Below are 14,892 nucleotides of genomic sequence, written 5' to 3' on the forward strand. Positions count from 1 at the left end.
ATGTACAAAGTTGTATTTTTTGATGTGGACGGTACGTTGTTAAGTGAGATTGATAGAAGTATGCATGAAAGCACAAAAGAAGCGATACAAAGATTAATAGAAACGGGAATTCATGTAGTTGTTACAACAGGGAGACCATATAGTTTGTGCACACAATTTAAAGAACTAGGCATAAATACGTTTATTTCTGCAAATGGCGCACATATAAAGTGTGATGAAGAGGTTATACATAAAACGGTACTTTCTAGTGAAATTGTTCATGATATTTCAAATTTCGCTGAATTACATGGTCACAGTGTTTCTTATTTTACAGAGGAATTTGCAATGAATGGTATTGCCTCGAAAGATGAACGTGTAATACGAGCACTAAACGAAACGTTAAATTTAGAACAGTATCCTGACAAAGTCAGAAACTTGTTAGAAGAGGTTTATTGTGTATGTCTGTATGCTGATGAAACAGAAGCCCAAAAATTTTTAAAAAGATATCCAACGCTTACGTTTGAACGTTTTCATGGTTACGTTATGAATGTATTGGAAGATAGTAAAGTATCGAAGCTAACTGCAATTCAAAAGGTATTGGAACATCTGAAGATTTGTAAATCAGAAGCAATTGCTTTTGGTGACGGTGGAAATGATGTTGAGATGTTACAATATGTAGGATTAGGAATTGCGATGGGGAATGGTGGGGAAGAGTTAAAGAAAAGAGCGGATTTTGTTACAAAGAAGGCGAGCGAAGGTGGTATTGCTTTTGCTTTGAAGGAGTTTAAGATTATGTGAACTACTCACCACTTAGCAAAGCTTGAAGTGGGAGCTTCTCAGTTCCATGACGAAAGTAACCTTTCGTCTCCCTGAGCGTTACTTCGGGGTGTTCCACCCCTAGATGTCCAACGCTTGGATGCTCTCTTGGTACGGTTGATATTTTACGCAGGAACCGAATGGCTTGGTTTTCGCACTCTATTTTCTTCCTGCAACCTCATATATCAAGTTATCAAAGAACTTCATATAGCTAGTTTATCAAAAGTTTTTGGCTATGCCAAACCGAAAGAATTCTCCCACCTACCGTTGGGTTATCGCCCTTCACATGTTTGAGGAGGGAGAGTTCTTTCGGTAAATTCGTTAAAAAGATATCTTTATTCGAATAAAGATATCTTAGGATCATGAATATGCTCACATAATAAAATATGAATTTGCCCACGGTGATGATAAAAGTGTGCAATAATTTCAAGTAACCATTCAAATCGAGAATAAGAAATACCCCAATAGGCGGTCATAACTTCAGCTAATTCTTCATTGGAATAGGATAGAAAAGTTTTAGAAAGAAGATTGTACCCTTGTATCAATGTTTGCTGCATTTGAGTAATTGTTTTAGGTGTATGCTCTTTATAAAAAGTATGTAGCTCTTTTTCCTTAATACCATTTAAGATGAGAGAATCAGCATGACAAATAAGTGAAAGATGTGTACACATTTCAAATAGTGAACGCTTTGATTGAATCGGTGTTATTTGCAAATTGTTATCATTATATTGGTTGAGCATATGAATAAAACTATCAACAGCAACTTTAAGTTGATGCAACGCGGATTGGACAAACATTGTAATTTTCCTCGCCTCCGTATATAATAGTTTCTTAAGGGTATTATATCATACTCAAAATTCGGAAAATTCTAGTAGTTTGACTAGCATAGTGAAAAGTATTATATTGTAAAAGGTCATATGAAACGTGAAATAGAATGGAATGCAATTATTGAGTTAGGAGTTAGACCAATGAGTTTGAAATATGGAAGAGATACAATTGTTGAAGTTGACTTAAATGCTGTAAAACATAATGTAAAAGAATTTAAAAAACATGTAAACGATGAAAATATTGCGATGATGGCTGCTGTAAAAGCGAATGGGTATGGCCATGGGGCAGTTGAAGTTGCGAAAGCTACTATTGAAGCAGGAATAAACCAACTTGCTGTTGCATTTGTAGATGAAGCAATTGAATTAAGAGAAGCTGGAATCACTGTACCGATTTTAATTTTAGGCTATACACCAGTAGTGGCTGCAGAAGATGTAATTCAATATGACGTTATGATGACTGTTTATAGAGTAGAAGATTTACATGGTATAAATGAAATTGCAAATCGTCTTCAAAAGAAAGTGCGTATTCATGTGAAAATTGATACTGGAATGAGCCGTATCGGTTTACAAGAAGAAGAAGTTAAACCATTTTTTGAAGAGTTAAAACGTATGCGATATGTAGAAGTAGTAGGAATGTTTACACATTACTCTACCGCTGATGAAATAGATAAAACTTATACGAATATGCAAACAAGTTTGTTTGAGAAAGCTGTACATACAGCGGAAGCATTAGGAATTCATTTTCCATATATTCATAGTTCAAACAGTGCAGGATCAATGGAACTTAGTAACACATTTCAAAATATGGTTCGTGTCGGTATTGGAATTTACGGTATGTATCCTTCAAGAGAAGTGGATCATACAGTTGCTTCCTTACAGCCAGCGTTGTCTTTAAAATCAAAAGTAGCTCATGTTAAACATGCAAAGAAAAATCGTGGTGTTAGCTATGGGAATACGTATGTAACAACGGGTGGAGAATGGATTGCGACTGTACCGATTGGCTATGCAGATGGTTATAATCGTCAGTTATCTAATAAAGGGCAGGCGTTAATTAATGGAGTTCGAGTGCCGGTTATTGGTCGTGTTTGTATGGATCAGCTTATGCTAGATGTTACAAAAGCGATGCCAGTACAAGTAGGAGACGAAGTTGTATTCTACGGCAAACAAGGTGAAGAAGAGATTGCAGTAGAAGAAATAGCTGATATATTAGGTACTATTAACTATGAAGTTACATGTATGTTAGATAGAAGAATTCCGCGTGTATATAAAGAAAAGAATGAAACGACTACTGTTGTAAATATATTAAGAAAAAAATAATACAAAAAAACTGAATCGATATGATTCAGTTTTTTTATTTTTGACAAATGAAAAATGTTCTATTTGTACCGTGTAATTGTATATTGTTAAATCCTACAGATTTTAAAGAAGAAATTATTTCTTCTTTAGAGTAACAAGCTTCTTTAAAAGAAAAATCACTTCTTTTCCAAATATTATTTGTATCACGTTTAAATAATATAAAATTCATGTCCGCTCTTTTATTTTCACTATCATATGTAGAATCGATTATACAAACATATTCGCGTTCTGAAATATGAAAGGAAGCGCTCCAATTTTCAAGAAATCCTTTTTCCATATTCATATCAAATGCGAATGAGCCACCATCATATAGCGCAGAGTAAACGTTATGAAAAGTATTTTTTAGTTCATCTAATTTCATAATGTGGTTTAAGCTATCGCCGGCTGAGATGACATAGTGGAACTGCTCATCTACTTTGAAATGGCGCGCATCATCAACGATGAATGTTGCATCTGGTGCATTTTTGCGTGCATGTGCAATCATTTGAGCTGAACCGTCTATACCAGTTACAATGAAATTGTTATCAATGAATATTTTAGTAAGATGACCGGTTCCGCAGCAAAGATCTAATATGCGGGAGTCGGAACTGGCATATTGTAAAATAAATTTATGATAGGCTGGATAGGAGTGTTCGGCAAAATGCCCCCAATGCTTATTATAAATAGATGCGAAGATATCATAGTCCGAATAAATGATTTTATTAGCCATAATAAGTCTCCTCATTTTCCAACAATCCATAATAATCATACTTCGTCATAATCTCAAATCCACATTGTGTATAAAGTTTTAAAGCATTTTTATTTTTTGTTTCAACTTCTAATTCAATTGTTGAAACTCCTTTTGTAATGAGGGTATGCACCATATAGCTGAGGATTTCTTTGCCATATCCTTTGCCTTGATAAGATGGATGCACAGCAAATCCTGATAGTGTAGTAGAGTGTTTTTGCTCAGTAACAGTAATCGTTCCTATCACTTTTTCATCGATAAGAGCACGGTAAATTTGATGAGAAGATGAAGTCATCATCTTTTGTAGCCATGTGGACGTATTTTCTACTGAATCTCCAAAAGCTTTACTAGCGATTTCTATAAGATCAGGAAGTAATTCAGAAGGTGCAACGGTAAGGTTAATATTATTTTTCAGTGTTTTTTGTGTTTCGTTTGTTTTGAACTCCATACCGTACTCACTATATAAATAAGGCAAGTTCATTTGTTCTGCAAATGATTTCCCTGAAATAGAGTCACCATTAATTATAAGAAGGGCTTCATCTGTTTCTCTTTTTTGTATTTCGTTCATTGCAGTTTGTAAAAGGGTAGTGCCTATATGTTGTTTTCTATAGTTTGGATGAACAAATCCTATTAACTCCAGTTTAGTCGGTCTTTCAAAGTCATACATACTTAATGCACCAATTAATTGAGTATTATTATAAAATAGAAAATCATTTATCTCATCTTTATTACGAGCAGTTAAAAAGTTTACATGTAAATCTGACGAATAATCAATTTGATCGTGTTGTCCGCAAATATGAGCTAAATCTTTCATTTGCTGAATTTCGTTTGCTGTTAAAGATTTCTTTTTTTCAATATTCATTTCATAATCCCTCGCAATCGTTTTTAAAAATAGGATGGATGACGTAACCACTTTTCTAACTCCACACTCCCTTGAACAGATAATAAGCGATATATATATCGATAGGGTTGTCTACATTCTTCAAGACGAGGAATGGGCATAATGGTCTCATAACCTTGTTTAAAAGCACGTGCCTCTTTTTCTGTAAGTACATATTCTAATCCGATAAAATCGAACTCTCGTGGAGCAATTGCATAAGCTTCTGTATCTACTAAACCAGTAATGGATTGACCATCTGATAAAAACTGAGTAGGATCCATATCAATTAAAACGAGTGTAGATTCCTTTGGTATGGATAAGGAAGAGAGCTGTGATTCAAAAGTATGAAATGCGTTATGTATGCTCATGTTATCGGAATAAAACATATTCACAAGGTCGCTACTTACTTTTAAAATGTGAGACTTAAATTTTTCAAGTGGCACTTGGAAAGTACCAAAAGGGTTTCCTATGAAATTAGCTTTAAATGAATGAATCTCTGCTAGTCCTTTTCCAAGGCTGAATAAAATAGAATCAGGTTGTCCGATAAATGATTGCAGCGTACTTCCTGCTAGTTTTTCGGCGATAACATACTCTCGTCCATCTAAAACATGTTTTTGTAAAATAGTCGGGATGGGTAAGGTAGTATGCTTTTTCAATAATGTGTGTATCGTTTCTAAATGATGTACATTTCTTGGATCAATTCCAAATAGATTTTGGCATCCCCACCAAAAATCATCGTTTGGTTCCTCAGTCATTTTTGAAGAGCGAACGATGACTTCTTCAGTCTCTGTTTTTACGAGAAACACGTCGCTTGCATGGTCGTCATAGCCTGGATGTAGTGCTTGGGCGGATAGGATGGGGGAAGTGAATAGTTGTTGTAACATGCGAATTCTCCTTTTATTCTGTAAATTCGATAAACTAATTATATAACATAATGTAAGTATGAGGGGGATTTAGGATTGTAATTATTTCTGAATGAAAGCTAGCAATGCTACATAAGAATTACCAAAAAGGTGAAAAATATGTGTATATAAGCCGATTTCTTTGTATTTACAGAAAAACTACGTTAAAATAATACTAAGAAAATATATATGTTTTGGGGGTAATGAATGAAAAAAGTATTCGAATACATATTATTAACAATTGGATCTATTATTGTAGCTGGTTCACTAGAGCTTATTTTAGCGCCTAATGGACTAGTGGACGGAGGGGTAACTGCGATTGCTATTATGGCAAATAAGGTTGCAGGATTACCGCTTTACGGAGTGTTTTTAGGACTTAATATTCCTATTTTATTATTTACTGCAAAAGTAATGGGAAAGAAGTTCTTTATCCGTACGTCTTATGCAAATGTTGTTACAACACTCGGATTGATTTATTTAAAACCATTTCCAGCAATTACAACTTCGGAATTATTAATTGTACTTTACGGAGGAGTTCTATTTGGAGTGGGTGTTGGGATCGTTGTAAAAATGGGCGGAGCAATTGACGGATCAGAAATGTTAGCTGTTTGGATGAATAAGCATTTTAAAGTACCAATTAGTACATTTTTACTTGCTGTAAATGCAGTTATTTTTGTATTTGTTGCTATTTTATTTTCAATTGAGCAAGCGATGTTCTCATTAGCAATTTTCTATATTGTTACGAAAATGATAGATTTCATATTAGACGGTATTAATCAAGGAAAGAGCGTAATGATTATTTCGAATAAAAATAAAGAAATTGGCGAACTGCTTATGAAAGAATTACAACTGTCTGTTACGTATCTACATGGAGAAGGTGGTTTTTTAGGTGAGCATCAGAGAATCATTTATTGTATTACAAACCGTTTCATTTATCCAAAAATGAAAGATCTCGTTCTCTCTGTAGATCCAAGTGCTATAATTGAAGCTTCTTATTCAACAGAAACAACTGGTGTAAAGCGTCCAGGAAGGACAGCCCGATCAGGAGACGTATCAGAAAAATAGTGTGTAAAATAACTCCACATAAGTATAACTTATGTGGAGTTATTTTTAATTAGGGAACCAGGATTCTTTGAGTAATTTGACTACAGTTTCGATACTATCTTCGGGAATGCTGCCGAAACCGAGTAGTACATATGACGCCTTTCTTAAATTATGTACAGAATCATATGTAGAGAGTGGGTACAATTTGATTCGTTGCTTTGCAGCAGCATGAATAAGTTCTTGTTCGTTCATACCATTATGAACATGAAGTACGATATGTAGGCCGGATTGTTCGCCAAGTATTTGAACACGAGATCCCAGTTCATTTGTGACAGATTTAACTAGTAATGTGTGCTTTCTTTTATATAACGTACGACTACGGTTTAAATGACGCTCCCAATCACCATTTTGAATAAAGGTTGCAAAAGCAAGTTGCTGCATTGTGGAAACAGTTTGTTTAAACTTACCTCCGAGTTCATGATAGATTTTTAAAAGATGAGGGGGTAAAACGATATATCCCATTCGTAAAGAAGGTAAAAAAGATTTCGAGAAAGTCCCCATATAAATAACACGTTTATTTGAATCCAGCCCTTGTAAAGAGGGAATAGGTTTTCCTACATAGCGGAATTCTCCATCATAATCATCTTCAATAATATATCCTTTGCAATCATTGGCCCATCTTAATAATTCGAGTCTTCTAGATAACGGCATGATTATTCCAAGTGGAAATTGGTGAGATGGAGTGACGTATGCTACATTGGAACCCGATTCACGTAAAGCTGAAATATGAATCCCTTTATCATCTAAAGGAATAGGGTGAATAGGAAGGTCAGAACTTTGAATCATAGCAGTTATACGGTGGAATCCAGGGTTTTCGATACCATATTCTTTTTTAGAGCCGAGCAGTTGAAGTAGTAGCCAAAGAAGAGGTTGCGTACCGGCTCCGATAATAATTTGATCAGGTGAAGAATGTACCCCGCGGGCATGATATAAATATTTGGAAATATGCTCTCGAAGAACGAATTCACCTTGAGGGTCTTCTTTAGCAAATAAGTCATCTTCATACTGTAATAAGGTTTCATGTAAGGCCCTTTTCCAGTTTGTGATCGGAAAAGCTTTTTGATCAATAAGCCCTTGGCTACAATCATAGTCATATTGTTCTTCTATATTATTGTTAGTTTTGTATGCCTCAATTTGTTCACTTTTTGACATGATATTAATATCAACTTCGGCAACAAAAATACCTCGTTTCGGTTTACTTTCTACATATCCTTCAGCAATTAATTGTTGATAAGCAGATTCAACAGTAATACGGCTAACATTAAGTTGTAATGCTAAATTTCTATGAGAGGGAAGTCGTTTGCCGGCAGGGAGCGTTCCTTGAGAGATTTCTCGTTTTATATATTTGTAAATTTGTAAGTAAATTGGTGTTTTGCTTTTTAATTGTAATGGGATGGTAAAATCCATTTTATGAGTTCTCCTTTACATACTGGCCTTATAAAAAAGAATCGAACTGTCACTTAAGCAAGGGGCAGTTGCTTCCTATAATGATGATATAACATTTAGAAAATTTTATAAATAGTTAGGGGAGAGTCATAATGAATATTAGTGAAATAGTAACAGAAGCTGAGTTACACGATGTATTACCCGTTTTACAGCAATTACGAACGAAACTTTCAAAAGAAGAAGCAAGTTCTTTATTTCAAAAAATGAAAGAAGAAAATTATAAATTACTTTCGTTACGTAACGAAGAGGATGAGGTTGTTAGTCTCGCTGGTGTAGCGATTTGTACGAATTTTTATAATAAGAAGCACGTTTTCGTATATGATCTTGTCACAGCAGAAGCGCATCGATCAAAAGGGTATGGGAATGTTTTACTTTCTTATATAGAGGACTGGGGAATGGAAAATGGGTGTGAGTCTATCGATCTTACATCAGCGTTTCCTAGATTGGATGCCCACCGTTTTTATGAAAGAGAAGGGTATGATAAGGTGAGTTTTTCTTTTCATAAAAAATTATAAAGAAGGATAGGTTCTATATGACATAATATATAGAACCTATTTCATTTAGAAAGGTTTATAATTTGTTTTGTTGAATTGTTTCTATAAATGATAAAGAAAAGTTAGGAGCGCTTATACTTGGAAAAAATAAAGAAACTATCAATCCCTAATGATGTTAGAGTAATCGTAATATCTGATATTCATGGAGAATTACCTCTTTTAAAAGAATTACTACATAAAGTTAACTTTAAAGATGAAGATTATTTAATTATTAATGGAGATCTTTGTGAGAAAGGAAGAGATAGCAACGGCGTAGTAAACTATGTCATGAATCTCGTAAAGAGCAATTCAAATGTGCATGTTGTTGAAGGGAATTGTGAAGTTTTAGTTGATGCTCTTATTAATGAAAATCCTGGTCTCATGAATTATTTATGTACGAGAAAGCATTCGATTTTTAATGAATGGTTAGAGAAATTGCATTTTTCTATTCATGAAGATACTTCTATTGGAGAAGTGAAGGAAGTGTTAATGAGTCAATTTTCAAAAGAAATAAATTGGCTAACAGAGTTGCCAACAGCGATTGAAACAGAAGATTATATTTTTGTGCATGCTGGACTTGAAGATAGAGTAGATTGGAAAGAAACGGAGCGCAAAAATGCGATAGCAATGCCCGAATTTTTTAATCAATCACATAGAGCAAATAAGTATGTAGTAGTTGGTCATTGGCCTGTTGTAAACTATTCTGAAGAAGCACCGTCTAACAATCCGGTTATTGATAAGGAGAAAAAAATTATTGCAATTGACGGCGGAAATGCGATTAAAGAGGCGGGGCAATTAAATGCATTTATCATTCAGAGGGCAACTACAGGTGATACGTTTTCTTATACATATGTAGACTATTTTCCAGTGTATGAAGTAATTGCAGATTTTAATTCAGATTCAACAATGCAGGGCGGGGTTACATATCCGTATTATTACATTGAGCCTGTGGAGAAGATGCAAGATTACACAATATGCAGGCAAAAGAAAACGAATAAGTTACTCACTGTGAAAAATGAATACATTAAGCAACTTGAGTCAGGTGAATATACAGTGAAAACTGATATTTCTTGTGCGCAAATAAGTGTTAGAAAAGGGGATATTGTTTCACTTATTGATGGTAGCTGCGCGGGCTATGACTTAATAAAGAAAGATGGGATAGAAGGTTGGATAGAGAAAGGAATAATACTTGAAATGAATAAGAGTGAAAGTAAAATATTTAACTGAAATAGGAGGGATGTAACCTCCTATTTTTTATTCATCGTTTTACGATTTCGTATTTCAATTAACTTTTTTAATTAGTAGACTGCTTGCTGTCTTTTATAAGTAAATAAATCATACTCGATATAATGACAAGCGTCATTCCTAAAATAATTGCTAGTATTCCGTAACCTCTATACGGAGCAGGAACTATAAACGGAAGAATCGCTAAAAAAATACCTGCTATCATCATAGAAACACTACAAATATTGGAAGCTCTTTTTTCAAGATGTTTATGATTCCATTCCAATGAAACTGTTGATTTAGTTGTATCAATTTTGGAACTGAAATAGCCTATTAATATAAATAATAAACCTAAAGCTAAAAATATTAGATGATCAAGAGGAAGTGAGAAGCCAAGAGCAATGAGGGCAATTACAATATCAACAAAAAATAAGAATAGTAAAATTGTATTACCGGTCCATAGTAAAAATTTTTGATTACTCATTGCTTTAGATAATGCTAAAAATAGAAAGAATAAAAAAGAACATATAATTATATTTACGATAACAAAAGTGCTTTTATCCATTGTTGATGTGGGAGTTCCATTGAAGTCCCATTTCGTTACAATGCTTGATGGTAAGAAGAAGTAGAGAATAATATTTGTCGTAATAATAGTAATAAAAAGGCCGATGCTAAATCGATTATTCACTGCATCACCTGCTTTCTACATGAATAATTGGTATCTTATAACAAAATTATACAATATAATAAATGATATTTGTTTTGATTTTTCAGAAAAAATATTATAATTATATATGAAATAAAGAGGGATGTAGGAGGGAATTATGCAAAACGTTATATTAAAGGGGAACAAAGTTACAATTCGTACAATTGAAGAATCAGATATAAAAACATTATGGAGCCTCATATTTAAAGAAGAAAATCCAGAATGGAAAAAATGGGATGCGCCGTATTTTCCGTTTTCAATGCAAGAATACCCGTCTTATAAAGAGAAGATGCAAACTCGTTTAAAGGAAGAACCTCTATCAAATTTAATTATAGAAAATAACGGTCAAATTATAGGGACAGTCGGATTTTATTGGGAGCATAAACCAACGCGTTGGTTGGAGATGGGAATTGTTATTTATAATCCAACATACTGGAATGGTGGTTACGGTACAGAAGCATTAACATTATATAGGGACTTACTATTTGAAAATATGGAGATTGGTAGGGTGGGGCTTACAACTTGGTCTGGCAATGAACGAATGATGAAAGTAGCGGAGAAGATAGGAATGAGCTTAGAAGGTAGAATGCGAAAATGCCGATATTATAACGGAATATACTATGATTCTATTCGAATGGGAATGATTCGTGAAGAATGGGAATTGTTATGTGTAACTAAGGGGTGAGGAAGCATGTACGCAATTATTGCTACATTTGATAGTGTGTTTACTAATAAAATTACAGAACTGCAAAATGAATTAGCAAATTTAATTGGAATAAATCAACTAGCTGGAGTAGAACCCCATATTACTATTGCAGATTATAATGAGTTAGATGTTAATTTATATATTGAAAAATTAAAAGAGTTTGTAGCTATTCAAGAGAACATGGCTGCAGTAACTTTTCCTTCTGTTGGAACTTTTCCTACTAACGGAACGATCTTTCTAGCGCCGACCATTACCGATGAATTGTTAAGACTTCATCATTCCTATCATAATTATTTCAAAACTTTTCATGATAATCTAAATTCATATTACGTACCAGGAAAATGGGTTCCACATTGCACGATTGCTAATAAGTTAAATTCAAATCAGTTTATAAGTGTAATGGAGTATATATATGAAAAGTTTGATCTTACAACAACTTCGATTGAGAAGTTAAAATTAATTAAAGTAAGTTATGAAAATGGTTCTGCCGTTTCTTCTAGTATATTAGCAGAATATAATTTAAAGAGAATGGAGACATCAAGATGACATATGTAATTAGAGAAATGAAGCAAGAAGATATTCATGCTGTACAATCAGTAGCGAAAATAGCTTGGCATGATACATATGAAGGGATTATTCCGAGAGCGATTCAAGACAACTTTTTAAATGAAGCGTATTCCGATGAAAAAATGAAATATCGCCTTGAAAATACACATTTATTTGTTGCAGAAGAAGAGGGAGAAGTAATTGGCTTTGCGAATTTTTCACCCATTAGATTGCAAAATGAAGCAGAATTAGGCGCAATTTATTTGTTACCAGAGCAGCAAGGAAAAGGGATAGGAAGTGCTTTATTACAAAGAGGGCTTACGGAATTAAAAGGGATTCGTAAACTGTACATACATGTAGAAGCAGCAAATGAAAAAGGAAAACGTTTTTATGAAGCGAAAGGTTTTGCAGCTTTAGAACAATTTGAAGAGGATTTCGAAGGGCATATGCTGCAAACAGTGAGAATGGTTTTATACATATAAGGAGGGGCGAAATGAAAATATTTGATTTCAGTGAAAAAGTAGGGAAGCACATATCAGCATTTCAATCTAACTTTATAATGTCAAAAATATTAAAGCATCAAGGGAATATACATATCGGTGCCATGCATTTACAAGAGAATGGAATCATCGGATATCATGAAGCAGTTGTATCTCAACTGCTTCTTATTGTGGGCGGTGAAGGTTATGTATGCGGGGCAGATAAAGAAAAAGTGAAGGTGGAGGCTGGACAAGCTGTGTATTGGGAGAAGGGTGAGCTTCATGAGACGAGTACGGAAAAGGGCTTGATGGCAATTGTGATTGAGTCGGAGGACCTTGAACAAGCGATATTAATGCCTATTAATGAGGGGAGTTGTGAAAAATGATAGAAAAGGCGAATCGAGAAGAAACGAACGAAATATTACAGTATGCAGCTCAATCACTTTTTGAAGGGACAAGAGGAAGTTGTCAGTTAAGTACAGACAAAGCGATTGAAATTACAAAGCCAATAGTGGAAAAGGGAGCATATTATTTAGTCGTTAAAGAAGCGAATAAAGTAATGGGATGGATATTAATAGGGGAAAATGCAGACTATTTTTCTCGTGAAAAACTTGGATTTATATATGAGCTGTACATTTTCCCGGAATATCGCGGAAGAGGATTATCGCGAGAACTGATGGAAGCTGGTATTAAGGAGTTGAAGGATAAGTATTCAGAAATTCGTTTGAATGTATTTGCTGGGAATTTTGCAAAAGAGATGTACGAAGATTTTGGGTTTGTTGAAAGGCAGGTAATTATGACTTTGAAGTGAGGGAAGTATTTCAGGCTGGAATAGCACAATATGTTAAAAAGCCGATTTTAAATCGGCTTTTAATTATCGATACATCGTCCACATTCCAATATCCTTAAACCCTAATCGTTTATAAATTCGTCCAGCTGCTGGATTGTTATAAAATAAGCAAAGTGTGCTGCCTTCATTCGTAAAGTCTTGAATCATTTTTTGTAATATGAGCGAAGCATATCCGTAGCCGCGATAATTCGGGTGTGTACATACGCCAAAAACTATAACGGATAGACGGAAAGCTCAGCAGGTGATACTTGCGGAGATATACTAGGTGGATATGGTTATAGAATCCGTGCAGGTGAAGAATCAGGAATATCGGCAGCAACACCTATGGTTATGGTGGAGGATTTTCGTTTAAATTGACGAAGGAAGAGTGAGGATGGGATTAAGATGCGTAAATTAACACAAATAGTAATATGTACTTCAGCAGCACTATTAATTACACTAGCTATGATAAATGGAGAAACGTGGAAAGATAAAATTGTTATTTCGCTAGCTGTTCTTATATTTACTGGGGTTTCTCTAGTATGGAACTCTGTTGTTGTAAATCTTATGGAGAAATTCAATAGAAAAAGGAGTAAATAAATGCGACCTTTCAAGCAAATGAGAACTATATATTTAATAATGGTACCTATTATTGCTTTACTTTCATTATTTTTTCCGCAGTCATTAGGAGATCGTATTATCACTTTCTTTTATATACTTATTTTTGGTGGATTAGCTATTGGATTTACCTATTTGCTGAATTTTATTAGCAAAGCAAAAGATAAAAGAGAATAAATATGAAACTTTTACCAGTGGTAACAGTAGTAAAACTTAAAGGTGTAGATTTGTAAGGTTAGAGAAGACGGATAAGGAGTAATAAAACAATCTTTATAATTATTGGTAGAATGGTTGAATCGGCAGATAAATGTAATTTTGATATATGTAGACAGCCAAACTTGCAATAGAAGTTCCAATTAATAAGTAAGAAGTTGAATGAAATCTTTTCATATATTAGATTTCACTCTAGTTATAGGAGGCCATGATCTGATAGCAAAAGGAGAAGTTGGACTAGTTCATCTGGCTCTAGAGTGCAATTAGATGCTGAGACAGACGGTTACTTTGGAGAAGCATTTGGACTTAGAGGATTTATTAAAGTCGAAAAAACAAAGGAGGTAAGTTGAAATGGATCCAATTAAAATGGGAAAATATATTACATACGTTGCAGTCGCGATACTTCTTATATTTTCTATGTTATTGCCATATAGTCTACCTAAAAAGATTGCTCTTATTATTTTTATTTTAATTTTAGGAGCTATTTCATTGGGGGCGAATAAAGTGGTAGGACGAATACATAACAAATTTAAACAATAATAAAGCTTGAAAAAGGATAGGGATAATCCAATAATAATTAGGATAAGGAACGGGATTATACGTTAGAGATGATAATGGACTAGGTGATACCATTAAATTTGAGGATTAAGAGAGGAGCATATTAATATGCAACCATTTAAGGCTGGAAAATATATTACATATGTCGCAATTGCTATATTACTTGTAGTCGCTATTATGTCTCCTTATGAATTACCTAAAAAGATTGGCTTTATTATAGGTGTTCTTATTTTAGGAGCATGTGCACTTGGTACTAATAAATTTTACGAACGGATGTCTAGTAAATTTAATAATAAATAAGACTAATACAATAAGAAAAAATCATCATGATAATTTTATCCATTAAGAGTGATTTCAGGAGGAGTAGCCACACAGGTTGCTCTTTTCTTTGTGTACATATATCTAGGAAAAGAAAAATAGGAATTGTTTCCGTCTCGTTATCA

The 14,892-nt window shown here is 34.0% G+C and carries 20 protein-coding genes and 1 pseudogene; 14 read left to right on the plus strand and 7 right to left on the minus strand.

What is annotated here, in order from left to right; all coding sequences use genetic code 11:
- Window positions 1-777 (plus strand): Cof-type HAD-IIB family hydrolase, encoded by a 777-nt coding sequence (locus tag MR109_RS12905; protein WP_048372582.1) that lies wholly within the window; start codon window positions 1-3, stop codon window positions 775-777.
- A gap of 353 nt (window positions 778-1,130) precedes the next feature.
- On the opposite strand, the gene MR109_RS12910 is transcribed toward MR109_RS12905, so the two are convergent.
- Window positions 1,131-1,592, minus strand: coding sequence for a DinB family protein (locus tag MR109_RS12910; RefSeq protein WP_098307265.1), 462 nt, complete (start codon window positions 1,590-1,592; stop codon window positions 1,131-1,133).
- A gap of 171 nt (window positions 1,593-1,763) precedes the next feature.
- On the opposite strand from MR109_RS12910, the gene alr reads away from it, so the two are divergent.
- On the plus strand, window positions 1,764-2,939 hold the full coding sequence (gene alr, locus MR109_RS12915) for an alanine racemase (RefSeq protein ID WP_242272510.1): 1,176 nt from the start codon (window positions 1,764-1,766) through the stop codon (window positions 2,937-2,939).
- Between the two features lie 34 nt (window positions 2,940-2,973).
- Here the strand turns inward: alr and MR109_RS12920 are convergent, their stop codons facing one another.
- From MR109_RS12920 to MR109_RS12930, 3 genes are read right to left on the minus strand one after another with little or no spacing between them, the layout of a single operon-like run.
- Complete coding sequence (locus MR109_RS12920) at window positions 2,974-3,687, minus strand: class I SAM-dependent methyltransferase (protein ID WP_242272289.1); 714 nt, start codon at window positions 3,685-3,687, stop codon at window positions 2,974-2,976.
- The gene (locus MR109_RS12925; RefSeq protein ID WP_242272290.1) at window positions 3,680-4,567 is read right to left on the minus strand and encodes a GNAT family N-acetyltransferase; all 888 of its coding nucleotides are present in this window, start codon (window positions 4,565-4,567) and stop codon (window positions 3,680-3,682) included. The genes MR109_RS12920 and MR109_RS12925 overlap by 8 nt, the downstream gene beginning before the upstream one ends.
- 23 nt (window positions 4,568-4,590) lie before the next feature.
- The gene (locus MR109_RS12930; RefSeq protein ID WP_242272291.1) at window positions 4,591-5,469 is read right to left on the minus strand and encodes a protein kinase family protein; all 879 of its coding nucleotides are present in this window, start codon (window positions 5,467-5,469) and stop codon (window positions 4,591-4,593) included.
- 225 nt (window positions 5,470-5,694) lie between these two features.
- Here MR109_RS12930 and MR109_RS12935 point away from each other — a divergent pair, with 225 nt between their 5' ends.
- Complete coding sequence (locus MR109_RS12935; protein ID WP_242272292.1) at window positions 5,695-6,552, plus strand: YitT family protein; 858 nt, start codon at window positions 5,695-5,697, stop codon at window positions 6,550-6,552.
- 45 nt (window positions 6,553-6,597) lie between these two features.
- Here MR109_RS12935 and pdxR read toward each other — a convergent pair whose 3' ends face one another.
- Window positions 6,598-7,998, minus strand: coding sequence for a MocR-like pyridoxine biosynthesis transcription factor PdxR (pdxR, locus tag MR109_RS12940; protein ID WP_242272293.1), 1,401 nt, complete (start codon window positions 7,996-7,998; stop codon window positions 6,598-6,600).
- Between the two features lie 131 nt (window positions 7,999-8,129).
- On the opposite strand from pdxR, the gene MR109_RS12945 reads away from it, so the two are divergent.
- Together MR109_RS12945 and MR109_RS12950 are read left to right on the plus strand one after the other, a co-directional pair.
- A complete protein-coding gene (locus MR109_RS12945; RefSeq protein ID WP_098474672.1) occupies window positions 8,130-8,552 on the plus strand; it encodes a GNAT family N-acetyltransferase in 423 nt (140 codons plus the stop codon).
- 117 nt (window positions 8,553-8,669) lie between these two features.
- A complete protein-coding gene (locus MR109_RS12950) occupies window positions 8,670-9,797 on the plus strand; it encodes a metallophosphoesterase (protein WP_178940164.1) in 1,128 nt (375 codons plus the stop codon).
- Between the two features lie 67 nt (window positions 9,798-9,864).
- Here MR109_RS12950 and MR109_RS12955 read toward each other — a convergent pair whose 3' ends face one another.
- Window positions 9,865-10,482 (minus strand): DUF1648 domain-containing protein, encoded by a 618-nt coding sequence (locus tag MR109_RS12955; protein ID WP_025149897.1) that lies wholly within the window; start codon window positions 10,480-10,482, stop codon window positions 9,865-9,867.
- 136 nt (window positions 10,483-10,618) lie between these two features.
- Between MR109_RS12955 and MR109_RS12960 the strand changes: the two genes are divergently transcribed.
- From MR109_RS12960 to MR109_RS12980, 5 genes are read left to right on the plus strand one after another with little or no spacing between them, the layout of a single operon-like run.
- Entirely contained in the window at window positions 10,619-11,185 is a 567-nt protein-coding gene (locus tag MR109_RS12960) for a GNAT family N-acetyltransferase (RefSeq protein WP_178940162.1), read from the plus strand.
- Window positions 11,186-11,191: 6 nt separating this feature from the next.
- Window positions 11,192-11,752, plus strand: a complete 561-nt coding sequence (locus tag MR109_RS12965) for a 2'-5' RNA ligase family protein (protein WP_242272294.1) — start codon at window positions 11,192-11,194, stop codon at window positions 11,750-11,752.
- The gene (locus MR109_RS12970) at window positions 11,749-12,234 is read left to right on the plus strand and encodes a GNAT family N-acetyltransferase (RefSeq protein WP_098474667.1); all 486 of its coding nucleotides are present in this window, start codon (window positions 11,749-11,751) and stop codon (window positions 12,232-12,234) included. The genes MR109_RS12965 and MR109_RS12970 overlap by 4 nt, the downstream gene beginning before the upstream one ends.
- An 11-nt stretch (window positions 12,235-12,245) precedes the next feature.
- The gene (locus MR109_RS12975; RefSeq protein ID WP_242272295.1) at window positions 12,246-12,617 is read left to right on the plus strand and encodes a cupin domain-containing protein; all 372 of its coding nucleotides are present in this window, start codon (window positions 12,246-12,248) and stop codon (window positions 12,615-12,617) included.
- Window positions 12,614-13,042 carry a GNAT family N-acetyltransferase gene (locus MR109_RS12980; protein ID WP_178940160.1) on the plus strand — a complete coding sequence of 143 codons (429 nt, stop codon included), beginning with the start codon at window positions 12,614-12,616 and terminating at the stop codon, window positions 13,040-13,042. The genes MR109_RS12975 and MR109_RS12980 overlap by 4 nt, the downstream gene beginning before the upstream one ends.
- Window positions 13,043-13,105: 63 nt before the next feature.
- Here MR109_RS12980 and MR109_RS12985 read toward each other — a convergent pair.
- Window positions 13,106-13,306, minus strand: a pseudogene (locus MR109_RS12985) (GNAT family N-acetyltransferase); the annotation flags it as partial.
- A gap of 159 nt (window positions 13,307-13,465) precedes the next feature.
- Here MR109_RS12985 and MR109_RS12990 point away from each other — a divergent pair.
- The 4 genes from MR109_RS12990 (at window position 13,466) to MR109_RS13005 (ending at window position 14,749) form a co-directional block, all read left to right on the plus strand.
- Complete coding sequence (locus tag MR109_RS12990) at window positions 13,466-13,660, plus strand: hypothetical protein (RefSeq protein ID WP_025149890.1); 195 nt, start codon at window positions 13,466-13,468, stop codon at window positions 13,658-13,660.
- Window positions 13,661-13,855 carry a hypothetical protein gene (locus MR109_RS12995; protein ID WP_025149889.1) on the plus strand — a complete coding sequence of 65 codons (195 nt, stop codon included), beginning with the start codon at window positions 13,661-13,663 and terminating at the stop codon, window positions 13,853-13,855. It begins immediately after the preceding gene.
- A gap of 387 nt (window positions 13,856-14,242) precedes the next feature.
- Complete coding sequence (locus MR109_RS13000) at window positions 14,243-14,431, plus strand: hypothetical protein (RefSeq protein ID WP_025149887.1); 189 nt, start codon at window positions 14,243-14,245, stop codon at window positions 14,429-14,431.
- A gap of 126 nt (window positions 14,432-14,557) precedes the next feature.
- A complete protein-coding gene (locus tag MR109_RS13005; protein WP_002158117.1) occupies window positions 14,558-14,749 on the plus strand; it encodes a hypothetical protein in 192 nt (63 codons plus the stop codon).
- Window positions 14,750-14,892 lie beyond the last annotated feature (143 nt).

Source organism: Bacillus cereus group sp. BfR-BA-01310, assembly GCF_022664325.1.
Classification (GTDB): domain Bacteria; phylum Bacillota; class Bacilli; order Bacillales; family Bacillaceae_G; genus Bacillus_A; species Bacillus_A paramycoides.

Bases quoted from the DNA above. Each gene is read 5' to 3' on its own strand.
- alr (WP_242272510.1), top strand. From the start codon at position 1,764: ATGAGTTTGAAATATGGAAGAGATACAATTGTTGAAGTTGACTTAAAT.
- MR109_RS12960 (WP_178940162.1), top strand. From the start codon at position 10,619: ATGCAAAACGTTATATTAAAGGGGAACAAAGTTACAATTCGTACAATT.
- MR109_RS12935 (WP_242272292.1), top strand. From the start codon at position 5,695: ATGAAAAAAGTATTCGAATACATATTATTAACAATTGGATCTATTATT.
- MR109_RS13005 (WP_002158117.1), top strand. From the start codon at position 14,558: ATGCAACCATTTAAGGCTGGAAAATATATTACATATGTCGCAATTGCT.
- MR109_RS12905 (WP_048372582.1), top strand. From the start codon at position 1: ATGTACAAAGTTGTATTTTTTGATGTGGACGGTACGTTGTTAAGTGAG.
- MR109_RS12970 (WP_098474667.1), top strand. From the start codon at position 11,749: ATGACATATGTAATTAGAGAAATGAAGCAAGAAGATATTCATGCTGTA.
- MR109_RS12965 (WP_242272294.1), top strand. From the start codon at position 11,192: ATGTACGCAATTATTGCTACATTTGATAGTGTGTTTACTAATAAAATT.
- MR109_RS12925 (WP_242272290.1), bottom strand. From the start codon at position 4,567: ATGAATATTGAAAAAAAGAAATCTTTAACAGCAAACGAAATTCAGCAA.
- MR109_RS12975 (WP_242272295.1), top strand. From the start codon at position 12,246: ATGAAAATATTTGATTTCAGTGAAAAAGTAGGGAAGCACATATCAGCA.
- MR109_RS12990 (WP_025149890.1), top strand. From the start codon at position 13,466: ATGCGTAAATTAACACAAATAGTAATATGTACTTCAGCAGCACTATTA.
- MR109_RS12980 (WP_178940160.1), top strand. From the start codon at position 12,614: ATGATAGAAAAGGCGAATCGAGAAGAAACGAACGAAATATTACAGTAT.
- MR109_RS13000 (WP_025149887.1), top strand. From the start codon at position 14,243: ATGGATCCAATTAAAATGGGAAAATATATTACATACGTTGCAGTCGCG.
- MR109_RS12920 (WP_242272289.1), bottom strand. From the start codon at position 3,687: ATGGCTAATAAAATCATTTATTCGGACTATGATATCTTCGCATCTATT.
- MR109_RS12945 (WP_098474672.1), top strand. From the start codon at position 8,130: ATGAATATTAGTGAAATAGTAACAGAAGCTGAGTTACACGATGTATTA.
- MR109_RS12910 (WP_098307265.1), bottom strand. From the start codon at position 1,592: ATGTTTGTCCAATCCGCGTTGCATCAACTTAAAGTTGCTGTTGATAGT.
- MR109_RS12930 (WP_242272291.1), bottom strand. From the start codon at position 5,469: ATGTTACAACAACTATTCACTTCCCCCATCCTATCCGCCCAAGCACTA.
- MR109_RS12995 (WP_025149889.1), top strand. From the start codon at position 13,661: ATGCGACCTTTCAAGCAAATGAGAACTATATATTTAATAATGGTACCT.
- pdxR (WP_242272293.1), bottom strand. From the start codon at position 7,998: ATGGATTTTACCATCCCATTACAATTAAAAAGCAAAACACCAATTTAC.